Source organism: Thermoleptolyngbya sp. M55_K2018_002 (genome assembly GCF_015295965.1).
Lineage (GTDB): Bacteria > Cyanobacteriota > Cyanobacteriia > Elainellales > Elainellaceae > Thermoleptolyngbya > Thermoleptolyngbya sichuanensis.
In genome coordinates this window covers 1-11,387 of sequence record NZ_DVEA01000155.1, presented here as the reverse complement: position 1 = coordinate 11,387, position 11,387 = coordinate 1, and the positions used below count along the sequence as shown (strand labels likewise).

Here is an 11,387-nt window from a genome sequence, read left to right as displayed (position 1 = left end):
TTAATCGGGTTCCTCCAATAGTCGATCATCAGCCCTCCTCTTTGGAGTCAGTCGCGCCGCGCATTTTCCGGTTCACCAAGCGCTTATTGCTGCCTTCGGCATAGGCTGCAAAGCCACGCTCCCAAACGATACGGTTGAGTTCTGCCAGTTTCCAGCCCTCGGATTCGGCGATCGCCTCCAGATCCCTGAGCAGCGGCTCGGGAACGGCGAACTTGATCTCAATCATGCGTGGGCTGTCAGTGCGTGGCATAACTTCTGAGTCTTGATTTTCCATAATCCTACGCCTTACTAGGGGCGGTTTTTGCAACTTCTCAGAATTTTACCCCGTAAAAACTCCGTTAGTACGGGTCACTAACGGAAGAAGTGTGTTATTCTCGTTCTCATGGCGATCGTGAAACACGCCAGAAACGATATGGAAACTAGGTTTTCTGGATTTTGTTTCAAACCGATCGCTGAAAGTATTAATTTTTCGTGTTTCACGGTTGTTTCAAGCCGTTTCACCCAGTTTCATCAAGCATTCCAGGAGATCTGCCCATGAAATCGCTAACTTCGTTCTGTAAAGACCATGACCTTCCTAAGGCGACGGTCTATCGGGACTGCCAAAAGCTCGGAATTGATGTGAGCCAAGGGCTGACACCGGACGCGATCGCCCGCCTTAAGTTTGAGTACAACATTGAGGATTCGCAGGAGCCTAAGCCCGTCGCATCGCCCGCCGAGGTTGTGCCCGATGGGTTTGTGCGCCCTGGCAGTCTCGCCGCTGTTAATGCCCGTGAAATCCAGCTACCAGAAGGGTTTGACGCAAGTCAGATGGTGCGCTTTTTTGACGGTATTGCAGGCGATTCGACCGATACGGCCAAGCTGGTGGCGATCGCAGACCTGGCGCTTAATGCGGTCAATACCGTAATGGATGGCAAGCTGCAGCAGCAGCGGGAGCAGCTAACGCAGGCAGAAAGAGACGCCAAGGCGCTAGCTGATAAGATTGCCGCCGCCAAGACTGACCTCAAAGTTAAGGCGCTAGAAAGCCGGATGCTGGCAGAGCGCCAGACGAGCGCAACCCAGTCCGCTGAGGCTCTTTTTGATGAGCTGATGACGATGGGAAAGCCTGCCGAGGGTGGCAGCTCGCAGCCCTAATTACTGCGATCGCGACCTTTGCGATCGCCCTCACGACGCTGGGGCTGCTGCTAAAAACACCCTCGCAGATAGCCCCAGCCGCGCCAAAACCGCCCCCCATTGAGGACTCTAAAAATGCCGAAAGTCATCTACCAGGCTGCACAAATTGAAGATGCTGATTGGGAAGTCAGAGCAGCGATCGCCACGATCGCCCACCTCGACTCGGAGCCGACCCCAGAGGCGATCGCCCGCTTTACCGGGATGAGCAAAAAGGCGATCGCCCCTAGCCTCAGACGACTCGAAGAAGTGGGGCTGATTTTCCGTAGTAGTGCCCGAAGAAGTGTCCGAAGTGATAGCGGCTCAAAACCCACTTCTGCCGTCGCTTCTACTACTACGAAGTGCCCCAGAAGCGCCCGAAACCCCCACCCCGCCCAACGCTCGAAGTAGTAGAAGAAGAACCCTAGAGGACAACCAAAATGGACAGAATTGTTGACCTTATCTGCAAGCTGCTAATCGGATATTTTGCCCTCATTTTCGTCTCAATCGGCTTCGGCAATCTTGGCTTGATCCAGCTTCAGCAGCCCGCGCCAACCCTACAGCAAAGCATCCAATCATGAGCCAAATTGTCAAATACAATCCCGGCGCAATCACGCCGGAAGTAATCGAAAAAGCGACCCCCTTGGAGCTGCGCGCCGAGATTGTCCCCGCCGCCAAAACCGCCTACTTACAAGGTGATCAGCAGGGCATGGAAATGCTGCTTCAAGCCCTCGCCCAAGAGGGGCATTGCAGGCTGGTGGTCGGAGGCGATTTGACGGTTAACTATCAGGTCACCCATCACCACCACCACGCAGCACCAGAGCGCAGAGAGCGCGATCGCCCCGCTATCTGCGCCCGTCGTGAAGCGCCTGCTTTTGACCCCACGAACCTGCACCACGCCGCCATCTGCTTTCTGATTGCAATGGGATTTCTGGCAATTAATCGGGCTGTTTTTACAGCCAGCATCATCGACTATTACTGGCTGCGGCCAGCCCCCCAGATCCACTACTACGGAGCGCCCCCCAATGGAAACGGCTACTAGCAACGGGCACAAGCCCAAGACCGTTGACGAAGTTATCAACCTAATCCACAACCCGCCGCCGGATGCTGCACCACCCCCGCCCGACTGGACAGCGATGGACAGCGTTGGCAATCAAGCTCAGGGCGCTGCTATCGCACAGCCCGCGACTGCGCCCGCACCCCTCGCTCAGCAGTCCGCCCAACCTGCTGCGATCGCCAATGTCCTGCAAGCGCTCAAGACCAAAGCAGCGCCCCGCAAGGCTGGGCAGGGTAAATCGAACCCGATTGAGCGCCTAGTCGCAGTTGCTGCGGCGGTATCGCTGGGTGCATGGCTCAGCACGGGCAAAGGGATCGCTGGGTTCATGGTTTTCCAGTCCTCCCACCTGTGGCTCTACCTGTCGGTGGCACTGTTGCTGGCTGCGGTCATGAAGTGGCAGCAATCCCAAAAGATGGACTTGCTGACTTTTAGCCTGCTGGCGATCGCCATGGCCGGCATCGCCATGCTCTCCGGCTTCTTGAGCTGGCTGCTACTGGGGACGCTGCTAACGGCAGGGCTGATCTGGATGTACACCGACCTAACCAACGGCGGCGGCATCGAATACCCCACGCCGATCATTGCTGCGGTGACGGCGATCGCCCTGCTGAGTGGAGCTGGCGAAATGTTGCCCAAATCCCCGCAGCAGCCCCTTAATCAACCCGTCGATCAACAGCAAAACGCAGGTTAGGCAATGGAAAAATATGGAAAAATACAGCCCCACAATCAACCCGCTCATCTTCCAGCCAGGGCAGATCGTGACACCCCAGCACTTCCGCATGGCGCTGGGGCCGCACTTTGATACAGAGATTGGGGCGCAAGTTGAGGCGCTGTATCGGCAGGGCGATCAAGCATCGCTAAATCAGATGCTGCAAAAAACCTGCAAGCTGGGTTTTGCGCGGCTGGTTTACCCGTGCCCTGGAATGGCGCACTGGGGCGATGTGATCGCTCAAGCAACTGGATTCTATTTCATGGGTGAACCCGGCAGCGGTAAAACTAGCGCCATGCTGTCACTGCTCAGCGCCATGCCCCGCATGATGGGCAGCGCTGAGATCCCCTACATCACAATCGTTGATTGGCACAACGAGCCAGGGAAGTGGCAAGGACTGCCCGTAATTGAGGAGTATCGCCAGACAGTGCAGTGGATGCAGTGGCTGCGCGACACCGAGCTAGAGCGCCGCAAGCGCGACCTCAGAAAAGGGCAAAAGCACCCCTGGCTATTCTGGGTAGTGGATGAGATCGGTGCGCTCAAGCGGACATTTGCCCGTGAGTCGGCAAAGCTAAAGCAAGAAGCTCAGATTGCTGGCGCAAACCGAGACGCGGAGCGCAAAGCGGAGCTACTGCGCGAAGCCTTCGATCTGGAAAACTTGTTGGGCGACTTTCTGGAGACCTTGGGTAGCGAAGGGCGTAAGTACAACATTATTGGTATCGCCGCCAATCAGGTGGCCAGCACCAAAGGAAACGGCGTTGAGGGCATGGGCGATGTGCTTGAGTCCTACGTCAAGGTTTACCAAGGGCGCATTGCCATCAAGTGGGCAGAGATTGAGGGCGCTAGCCGCTCCCAACGTGATTGGCTGTCTGCGATGGCTTATCCCTGCTACATCTCTAAGTTTGGGCCAGCCCTCCATCGATCGCACTGGCCATACGCCCGCCGTGAGCGCGGGCAGCCCCCAGTCAATGTTTTCCAGATCCATGCCCGCCCAGTAGAACTGCGCCAACCTCAGCCAGTTGCCGCCGCGCAGTTTGAGCAAACCTTGTTTGAATCCAGTTTGCGGAGCAAGCAGCCTGCAACAGCGATCGCCCCTGCTGAACCAGAAGCGCCTGGAGGCGATCGCAACTTTGCCGAGGACTTGCAAACCCTGCAAACCCTGCTGCAAGAAAACCCCAACGCATCGCAGACCGCAAAGCTCAAAGCGCTGGGCTATCCAGCCAGCGGCGCAAAGTTCTACGAAGGCAAGGAATACCTCAAACGATTGGAGAGTGAACTGTGAAGCTATTGACCCCAGCGATCGCAAGCGTCCTGGCATTTATCCCGGTTTTTGGGATGCTCACCTCTGACCCTCAGCAAAACCCAGCGTCAGTTCAGCCCAGCCAGCGATCGCCTCAAGGTGTGCGACTAGTGGCAGATGTGAGCGATCGGGCACTGTACTTGCTCAAGCCCGCCGGTACGCAGCAAGCGTATCCGGCGGGCTTTGGCCCGACTACCCCGTTCGGGCAATTTCAGATCACGTCCAAAATCCCTAACCCGACCTACCAAAATCCGCAAACAGGCGAGATTTCTAAGGGGGTGCTGGGCGAGTGGTTTCTGGGCTTCAGAAATGCGCCTGAGGGCTACTACGGCATCCATGAGGGCGACATCCACCAACCCTCGAACGGATGTATACGGCTAAATGAATTCGACTTGAGGGCGATCGCCGCCCAAGTCACACTTGGAACCCCTATTGAGATCAGACCATGACCCAACCTTAGGGGCGATCGCCCTCCTCAAAGCTGACTCCAAAATCCGTCTTTAGAACGTCCTCGATTTTCCGCAGCGTCGGCTCTGCGATCGCCACCTCCCGATCCCTGACCAGGTTGTACCAGTAGTGCCGGGATATCCCGGCCTCGCGACACACCTCAGAGACGCTAATCCCCGCCCTGCCCCTAGCCGCTTCGATCGCAGCAGGGAGATCAGGCACATCGATCTCCGTTTTCACAATTCGCCTAACTTTCACGGGCATCCCGGCAAACTCCCTTACTAACTTATCCCAATTCTAGATTGATACTTGACACCTGTAAAGTAGACAGTTTACAGTAATGAATAAGCAGTAAGCCCGCAAGCAACGGCGGCTAATCAGAGCTTTGATATCTGAGGAACTGTGCGAAGCGCTGACTTATAGATACGGCAAAGGGCGATCGCCAGCCCGCAAAAGCAATGGCGATCGCCCTTCATGTGAACCCTAGAAAAGACCCACAGGTAGATTATGACTCAACTGCAAGTGATTGAAGACGGACAAGCGATCGGCGTTGCTTACTCCTCGCTTTGGGGCGGCTGGTTGGTTAACTCCCCCTACTGTCGAGACAAAGGAGACGGGCTACAGCTTTCCGCGTTTGGCCACTGGGAGGTGAAGCCCTGGGAAACCAAAGAGCTGGCGATCGATGCCATCCTCACCGCCTACTACGCAGCCCGCCCCACCCTAGTCACTTAATCAGAAAATCAGCATGGGCGGGCTGCTTGAGATCATGTTTGGCAAACTCTGCCCTGACTGCCGACCAGAACATAAACGCGGCTATCCCCCGCCCTCTGAGCGCGTTTCTCCAGAGTTGAAAACGCAAAACCCGCCCCAGAGTCGCAAACCACAGGGCGGGATCGACCTCGGAGGGTCATCAAAATGCTATCACTACTGGTTTTCCTGTTCGTGTCCGTGTCCGAAGTCCGCACCGCCTGCAGCCAAGATCCCTGCACTTACGAAAAGCAGCGTAAAGCCCCCGGTTTCTAACCGGGGGAGTGTCAAACTCTAAGCAGCTATTGAAGCCATCGCTGAAAACGACACGCTGAAAACGACACGCTGACGTATTTCAGCCAACCCAACTACGCACCCCAGAAACCCATGAGCAACCTCGCAATCAAAGACACCAGCGCGATCGCAAATGTAGGCTGGTCATCCTCTCAAATTCAGCTAATCAAGTCGCAGCTAATCACCAAAGGCGGCGACAAAGATCCGGGCCCGTCTGACGATGAACTCGCCTACTATTGGAATGTCTGCAAGGTGACTGGACTCTCGCCCTTTCGTCGCCAGATCTACGCAATTCGGCGCTGGGACAAGGGGCTGGGGGGCTACAAGATGGCGATTCAAGTCGGCATTGGCGGGCTGCGGGCGATCGCCTCTCGTACTGGGCAATACGCAGGCAGTGACGAACCGCTATTCGATGAGGGGCTTTCCGCCTACGAGATGAAGCGCCAAGGGCGATCGCCCGTTGCTGCCAAAGTGACGGTCTATCGTCTTCTAGGCGGCGTTCGCTGCCCGTTCGTCGGCATAGCCTTGGCGGATGAGTTTAAGCAAAATAGCCCGCTTTGGGGGTCAATGCCCTTCAATCAGTTGGCAAAATGCGCCGAATCTCAGGCGCTCAGTAAGGCATTTCCCGAAGAGGTGGCAGGACTGGAATTGTCACAGGAAGACGCTCCCGGCGGCGAGTTTGGAGGCGATCGCACTCCACCCAGTAGCTACCACAACAGCCGGATCTGGCTAACTTTTGAGGCGAAACTGCGTGAGGCGATGCAGTCACAGGACGCACCCCAAAAGCTGGAGATTCTAGAAAATTGGGCGCTATCCAAGGTGGCAGAAGGCACGCTGCCCGCGATCGCCCGCAACGCAATTGAGTCAGAGATCCGGCGGGCTTTGGAGATCATGCGCGATCGCCACGGTGCACCGATGCCGACCCCTGAAGCAACACTGATTGATGTTGACGTGGCGGACGAATTTTGATCGCCTTCCGGCATGGGCGATTTTGAGCTGTTTCAAGCCTGGGGCGATCGCGCTTTGGGCGTACTGGTCTAATCAGTAGGCAAAATCAGCACAATCTCTGCCTTGATAGCCAGCCGAAGGCGATCGCCCTCACCGTACTGGAATAGCCCCGTCGAATAGCCCTCGACCCCGTCAGCGGCGTACTCTCCGCATAGCTCAAAGAAGCGCGTCAAGAACTCCTCTTGGCGCGCTGTTAGTTTGGGCGGTGGGTCAGGAGACTGCACCGTCGATCGGATCAAAGGAGGTGAAGTAGTCGCGACAATATGCCCGCAGCATTCCCAGCCAGCGATCACTCACCTGGCGGCGTTCGTCTTCAGTGCGGTATTCGGTGAGCAGTTTTAGCTCTGCCTCGCTCCGTTTGGTTAGCTGCAAGGCAAGCGAGTCGGTAATGGGCAACGCCCAGCCATCCAACCCGCGCACACCGGGCGCATCGCACAGGCAGCAATCCGCTAAAAACAGCACGTCAACCCGCAGGTTTTTTGTGCGTCCAGTCAACCGCGAGTGGCGGGCGATTGTAAGGCGGTGAGTAGCTGTTGGAGCGACCGAGAATTTTTCTGCGCGAAGCTCTGCGCGCTCAAGGCGATCGCAGGTAATGAGTAGGTCGAACCACGCCGCCTGTCGAAAAACACAGCGCCAGACCCGAACCCGAACGAATCCCCGTAGATGCTCCTCACCTGTTTCCAGCAGGAGTAGCGAGATGAGCGGGCGATCGACGCGCCTAGGGATTCGCACTGGTCGATATCCGGGACGTGTTCCGCCAAATAGTCGAGCCGCGAGTCGTTTAAGCCACCGCCGAAGCTGCTGCGTCCATCCATAAGGCTTCCTCCTTTGCATTCTCTGCTCCAAACGAGAGCGCATCCGCTAGAGTTCCTGGTGCGTGTGCGTTTTTTGTCGCGCACAGCACCCAGATCAGTGCAAAATGAGGGCAGTGCTGGTTTACTCCCTTGACCCCTGCCACCGCCCTCACCAGGTATCGCGCCGAGCAATCGCCCTCCCTCAGAAACGCGATCGCCACCCAAAACGACGGACTCGCCAAAGAGGTGGCCCACCGCTGGGCCAAGCAGTGCAGCGTCCCTTTTGAGGACTTGCTACAAGTTGCCAGAATTGGGCTGCTCAAAGGAATTGAGCGCTACGACCCGGCGCGGGGCTGTGCGTTCAGCTCCCTGGTTGTCCCCTACATTCACGGGGAGATTCAGCATTTTTTGCGAGACTATGCCTGGGATCTGGGCAAAGTGCCGCGCGGCGCAATCGAAATCAACAGCAAGGTGCGGGCGATCGCCCGCAGGTGGCAGGCAAAAGGGCGCGTCGTGCCCCTCCACAAAATCGCTGCCTCGCTCGGCATTTCGGGCGATCGCTGGCGCGAAATCGAAGAAATCACAACCCGCCACCCGCTAACAGATTTAGACAGCGCTGCGCTGGCAGCCGTGCCCGATGGCGAGGACGATCGGATCACGCAGCTCCGGCGCGAACTGGCGCGACTGCCCAATCCGCACCGCACCGCCCTGCGCCTGCTGTATCTGGAAGGGCGATCGCCCGCCGAGGTCGCAGCCACCCTCAAGCTTTGCCCCGCCGAACTGGAGCAGATCGCAGCGGCGGGGCTGCTACGCCTGAAAACCCGTCTGGAGGCTAATGATGCCCACTGAAATCGTGGCTACATTCAACTGGCACAGCTTGAACCCGATGGTGCGAGAGGCGATCGCCGACAGATGCACCCAAATTATCTCGTTGCACCGCCAGACCGTTCTCTCGCACGTCGAGATTGGACGGCTGCTGAGCGAAATTCGAGCGCAGTTGGGCAGTGCTTCCTGCTATCGCCAGTGGCTTCAGTCTCACGAATTTCCCTACTCGCTGCGCTTTGCCTACGGCTGCGAATGGCTCTATCAATGGGCGACGCAGATCGAAGAAATGCAGACCCTGCATCTGCTCGACATTGAGGCAGCAAAGCTACTGGCAGAGCCAAGAGCGGGCGAGTCAGCACGGCAGAGGGCGCTGGAATTGGCAGCGGCGGGCGATCGCATCTCTTACACCAGAGCCAAAGCGCTGATTGCGGGCAACGACATCGACTGCATTGTGCCTGGAAAGGCGATCGTCGTGAAAGACCCTACCAGCGACCTGTTTGGGCGCACGGTCACGATCCGGGAGATCGACCGGCGCGAGGGCGTGGCCACCGTGCTGGACGAACGGCTATTGGTCGAGATTCCGCTGAGCGAACTGCTGCCAGAGGAACCCGCCCCCCGCCCGCCTGCGCCAACCAAATCAGCAGCGCCCGACGTGCGATCGCTTGCCTCATCTGAAGTGGAGCGGGAGCGGATTGAGCTGCTAGAGGATTTGCTGCGGCGGTTTGTGAATGTCATCTCTAGCGGGCGATCGCCTATTGCCCTGGTCAACGAAGCCCGCGAAATCCTTGAATGAGGAACCCTCGCACCGGAGCTAAACCAATCCGCTGGGCTGCACTCCTGACCCAGTCCAGCGTCCTTCCAACCTCCCCTTATGCCAGAAGAAATCCTCCCGATCGCCGCTCTCCAGTTCGACCCGCGCAACGCCCGCAAGCGCACCGAACGCAGCAGTTACATGATCCGCACCAGCTTGGAAAAGTTCGGGCCCATGCGATCGCTGGTGGGTCAGCGCCTACCGGATGGGCGAATCATTGTGCGGGCAGGTAACGGCACCTTGGAAGAGGCTGGGCAGGTCGGCATCGACAAGGTGCGAGTCGTTGAGCGTCGCCCTGATGAGTTGGTGGTCGTGGTGGCCAACGACTTGGATGAGCGGCAGTGGGCGCAGTATGCGATCGCCGATAATCGCGCCTCAGAACTGAGCGATTGGGATGAGCCAGTGCTTGAGGAGCTGCACGACGAATATGACCTTGGCGACTGGTTCATAGAGTCTGAGATTGAGGACTGGAGTGAACCGCCGCCGGATGATGACGATGAGCCTGCTGGGTCTGGGGTGGATGGCGATCGCTACGTCCTCCCAATCGTCCTCAATCACCGCGAGAATCAGATCTGGCAAGCGGTCAAGCGCGGCTATGGACTGAAGGACGACAAAAAGGTGTTTCTCAAGCTGCTAGAGGGGATGGAACTACAGTGAGCCAGCAGCTAACCGCGTACTATGGCGAGTTTCTTATTTCGCCCATCCCGCTAGAGCTATCGGTTATTGAACCTTGCTCAATGGGTTGCCTGTATTGCTTTGCCGTGCTGGGCGATCGCCACCACGCCGCAAAATCCGGCAAAAGCAAAGCCCGCAACGGTTCCAAGCAAGCCGTTAATTTGCTGGCAGACTACCAAAACCGCAACACCCTAGAGGCACAACTGCTGCGCGACGGATACCCGGTGCTAATCTCCAACCGCACCGACCCGTTCAGCCTCAGCAACCGCACGGCGGCGATTCCGATCATGCGCCTGATGACCGAGCTAGAAATCCCGATCGCCTTTCAGACCAAGGGATTCAGCCGACCCGACGACATGCCCGAGGTCTTGGAGTTCCTGAAACCGTCGTGCTGGTATATCAGCATCGCATTTAACGACGACGACCTGAGAGCCAAGATTGAGCTTGGAGCGCCAAGCCTGGGCGATCGCCTTCGACTCATCGAAACCCTTAGAGAGCATGGTCACTCCGTCGTCGTGGGCATCAATCCCTGCGTCCCCGAATGGCTGCCCCGCCCGCTCGAACTGGTGCGGCAGATCAAGGCGGCGGGCGCTGAGGGGGCTTGGGTGCAGTGCCTGCATTTATCAAGTAGCCAAGAAAAACAGTTAAAGCCACGCGAACGAGAGAGTTTGACTCAAGCGCTGATCGACCGGGCAAAGAAAAAACAGTATGACCCAGCGGACCTAGAGTGCTTTAAAACCGTGCGATCGCTCTGCCAGGAAAACGGGCTGGAGGTCTATTCAAGTGGGCAAGGCTGTCGCTCCGGCTTCTGGGAAATCTACCGCCGCCATTACCCCAAAACCTTCCCGACCATGCAAGACTTCATCAACCTTTGCCATGACGAAGGGTTAGAGAAAGGGGCGATCGTGACTTTTGATGATTTTCATGAACTGATGTCCCCGTTTCTGCCAGAAGGAGAGCTATCCGTAGGACACTACCTTGGCGCAACGGCGCACAACGTAATCCGGGATATCCCGAATTGGACGAACAGATTTACCTATGACGCACTGCTGGCAATGATTTGGGATGAGCCGCGCTACAAGCTCTCGCCTGCACGCTGTGAAGCCCTGAGTTATGCCTTAGCTGAGGGCGAAGACGGGAACGCTTTGATCGTGGACGAGAACGGAATGCCCTGTATGGCTTTCAACCCAGAGCCGTGCGGGTGGGGTGATCTGTATGAGGCGATCGCCATGATTGAAGAATTGCCGGAACTGAGTGCACTGGAGGCGGGCTAATGGCTGATAACGGCGGGAAAATGGTCAAAAGCGCAAGCGGAGCTAAAACCTTTGCGACCAAAGCGGCATTGAGCGCCGCTGGGCTGACCGCTGCGCGAGTGGCGGAGCAAGGTGGCATGGTTAATGCGGGACAAATGGCGTCCATTCAAGCTGCCAAAACCCCTGGTCTTGACTTCAGACAGGCTCTGAGCCAGGAAACCTCAGCCCGTCCCAGTGCCCCCTTACAAGGACGGGCGCTTCAAAGAGCAAAAGCCGCCGCCGCTCGACTGCCAGCAAATGCGCCGGGCGCTTCGGGGGGTGCGA

The 11,387-nt window shown here is 57.4% G+C and carries 17 protein-coding genes; 12 read left to right on the top strand and 5 right to left on the bottom strand.

Annotated elements, in window-relative coordinates:
* Window positions 1–28: 28 nt before the first annotated feature.
* On the bottom strand, window positions 29–226 hold the full coding sequence (locus IGS51_RS07615; protein ID WP_297077708.1) for a hypothetical protein: 198 nt from the start codon (window positions 224–226) through the stop codon (window positions 29–31).
* 308 nt (window positions 227–534) lie between these two features.
* Between IGS51_RS07615 and IGS51_RS07610 the strand changes: the two genes are divergently transcribed.
* From IGS51_RS07610 to IGS51_RS07585, 6 genes are all read left to right on the top strand, one after another.
* Window positions 535–1,131 (top strand): hypothetical protein, encoded by a 597-nt coding sequence (locus IGS51_RS07610; RefSeq protein WP_297077706.1) that lies wholly within the window; start codon window positions 535–537, stop codon window positions 1,129–1,131.
* 114 nt (window positions 1,132–1,245) lie between these two features.
* Entirely contained in the window at window positions 1,246–1,557 is a 312-nt protein-coding gene (locus IGS51_RS07605) for a winged helix DNA-binding protein (protein ID WP_297077704.1), read from the top strand.
* A 166-nt stretch (window positions 1,558–1,723) separates the two neighbouring features.
* On the top strand, window positions 1,724–2,188 hold the full coding sequence (locus IGS51_RS07600) for a hypothetical protein (RefSeq protein ID WP_297077702.1): 465 nt from the start codon (window positions 1,724–1,726) through the stop codon (window positions 2,186–2,188).
* Window positions 2,172–2,891, top strand: coding sequence for a hypothetical protein (locus tag IGS51_RS07595; protein ID WP_297077700.1), 720 nt, complete (start codon window positions 2,172–2,174; stop codon window positions 2,889–2,891). Before IGS51_RS07600 ends, IGS51_RS07595 begins: the two co-directional genes overlap by 17 nt.
* A 13-nt stretch (window positions 2,892–2,904) precedes the next feature.
* Entirely contained in the window at window positions 2,905–4,191 is a 1,287-nt protein-coding gene (locus tag IGS51_RS07590; RefSeq protein ID WP_297077698.1) for a hypothetical protein, read from the top strand.
* Window positions 4,188–4,658, top strand: a complete 471-nt coding sequence (locus tag IGS51_RS07585) for a L,D-transpeptidase (RefSeq protein WP_297077696.1) — start codon at window positions 4,188–4,190, stop codon at window positions 4,656–4,658. The genes IGS51_RS07590 and IGS51_RS07585 overlap by 4 nt, the downstream gene beginning before the upstream one ends.
* Before the next feature lie 7 nt (window positions 4,659–4,665).
* On the opposite strand, the gene IGS51_RS07580 is transcribed toward IGS51_RS07585, so the two are convergent.
* Complete coding sequence (locus IGS51_RS07580) at window positions 4,666–4,896, bottom strand: helix-turn-helix transcriptional regulator (protein WP_297077694.1); 231 nt, start codon at window positions 4,894–4,896, stop codon at window positions 4,666–4,668.
* Window positions 4,897–5,163: 267 nt separating this feature from the next.
* Here IGS51_RS07580 and IGS51_RS07575 point away from each other — a divergent pair, with 267 nt between their 5' ends.
* Both IGS51_RS07575 and bet read left to right on the top strand, forming a co-directional pair.
* The gene (locus IGS51_RS07575; protein WP_297077692.1) at window positions 5,164–5,388 is read left to right on the top strand and encodes a hypothetical protein; all 225 of its coding nucleotides are present in this window, start codon (window positions 5,164–5,166) and stop codon (window positions 5,386–5,388) included.
* 402 nt (window positions 5,389–5,790) lie between these two features.
* A complete protein-coding gene (gene bet / locus IGS51_RS07570; RefSeq protein ID WP_297077690.1) occupies window positions 5,791–6,666 on the top strand; it encodes a phage recombination protein Bet in 876 nt (291 codons plus the stop codon).
* 68 nt (window positions 6,667–6,734) lie between these two features.
* Here the strand turns inward: bet and IGS51_RS07565 are convergent, their stop codons facing one another.
* The 3 genes from IGS51_RS07565 to IGS51_RS07555 are packed head-to-tail and all read right to left on the bottom strand — an operon-like array spanning window position 6,735 to window position 7,520.
* The gene (locus tag IGS51_RS07565) at window positions 6,735–6,878 is read right to left on the bottom strand and encodes a hypothetical protein (RefSeq protein WP_297077688.1); all 144 of its coding nucleotides are present in this window, start codon (window positions 6,876–6,878) and stop codon (window positions 6,735–6,737) included.
* Window positions 6,879–6,915: 37 nt separating this feature from the next.
* Window positions 6,916–7,200: a hypothetical protein gene (locus IGS51_RS07560; protein WP_297077686.1), complete on the bottom strand. Its 285-nt coding sequence runs from the start codon at window positions 7,198–7,200 to the stop codon at window positions 6,916–6,918.
* Window positions 7,197–7,520 (bottom strand): hypothetical protein, encoded by a 324-nt coding sequence (locus IGS51_RS07555; RefSeq protein WP_297077685.1) that lies wholly within the window; start codon window positions 7,518–7,520, stop codon window positions 7,197–7,199. The genes IGS51_RS07560 and IGS51_RS07555 overlap by 4 nt, the downstream gene beginning before the upstream one ends.
* A 129-nt stretch (window positions 7,521–7,649) precedes the next feature.
* On the opposite strand from IGS51_RS07555, the gene IGS51_RS07550 reads away from it, so the two are divergent.
* The 4 genes from IGS51_RS07550 (at window position 7,650) to IGS51_RS07535 (ending at window position 11,084) form a co-directional block, all read left to right on the top strand.
* A complete protein-coding gene (locus tag IGS51_RS07550; protein WP_297077682.1) occupies window positions 7,650–8,348 on the top strand; it encodes a sigma-70 family RNA polymerase sigma factor in 699 nt (232 codons plus the stop codon).
* Window positions 8,338–9,117 carry a hypothetical protein gene (locus tag IGS51_RS07545; protein ID WP_297077680.1) on the top strand — a complete coding sequence of 260 codons (780 nt, stop codon included), beginning with the start codon at window positions 8,338–8,340 and terminating at the stop codon, window positions 9,115–9,117. Before IGS51_RS07550 ends, IGS51_RS07545 begins: the two co-directional genes overlap by 11 nt.
* Before the next feature lie 78 nt (window positions 9,118–9,195).
* Window positions 9,196–9,792, top strand: a complete 597-nt coding sequence (locus tag IGS51_RS07540) for a hypothetical protein (RefSeq protein WP_297077678.1) — start codon at window positions 9,196–9,198, stop codon at window positions 9,790–9,792.
* Window positions 9,789–11,084, top strand: coding sequence for a radical SAM protein (locus IGS51_RS07535; RefSeq protein WP_297077676.1), 1,296 nt, complete (start codon window positions 9,789–9,791; stop codon window positions 11,082–11,084). Before IGS51_RS07540 ends, IGS51_RS07535 begins: the two co-directional genes overlap by 4 nt.
* Window positions 11,085–11,387: the final 303 nt, after the last annotated feature.

Bases quoted from the DNA above. Each gene is read 5' to 3' on its own strand.
- IGS51_RS07615 (WP_297077708.1), bottom strand. From the start codon at position 226: ATGATTGAGATCAAGTTCGCCGTTCCCGAGCCGCTGCTCAGGGATCTG.
- IGS51_RS07610 (WP_297077706.1), top strand. From the start codon at position 535: ATGAAATCGCTAACTTCGTTCTGTAAAGACCATGACCTTCCTAAGGCG.
- IGS51_RS07605 (WP_297077704.1), top strand. From the start codon at position 1,246: ATGCCGAAAGTCATCTACCAGGCTGCACAAATTGAAGATGCTGATTGG.
- IGS51_RS07600 (WP_297077702.1), top strand. From the start codon at position 1,724: ATGAGCCAAATTGTCAAATACAATCCCGGCGCAATCACGCCGGAAGTA.
- IGS51_RS07595 (WP_297077700.1), top strand. From the start codon at position 2,172: ATGGAAACGGCTACTAGCAACGGGCACAAGCCCAAGACCGTTGACGAA.
- IGS51_RS07590 (WP_297077698.1), top strand. From the start codon at position 2,905: ATGGAAAAATACAGCCCCACAATCAACCCGCTCATCTTCCAGCCAGGG.
- IGS51_RS07575 (WP_297077692.1), top strand. From the start codon at position 5,164: ATGACTCAACTGCAAGTGATTGAAGACGGACAAGCGATCGGCGTTGCT.
- bet (WP_297077690.1), top strand. From the start codon at position 5,791: ATGAGCAACCTCGCAATCAAAGACACCAGCGCGATCGCAAATGTAGGC.
- IGS51_RS07555 (WP_297077685.1), bottom strand. From the start codon at position 7,520: ATGGATGGACGCAGCAGCTTCGGCGGTGGCTTAAACGACTCGCGGCTC.
- IGS51_RS07545 (WP_297077680.1), top strand. From the start codon at position 8,338: ATGCCCACTGAAATCGTGGCTACATTCAACTGGCACAGCTTGAACCCG.
- IGS51_RS07540 (WP_297077678.1), top strand. From the start codon at position 9,196: ATGCCAGAAGAAATCCTCCCGATCGCCGCTCTCCAGTTCGACCCGCGC.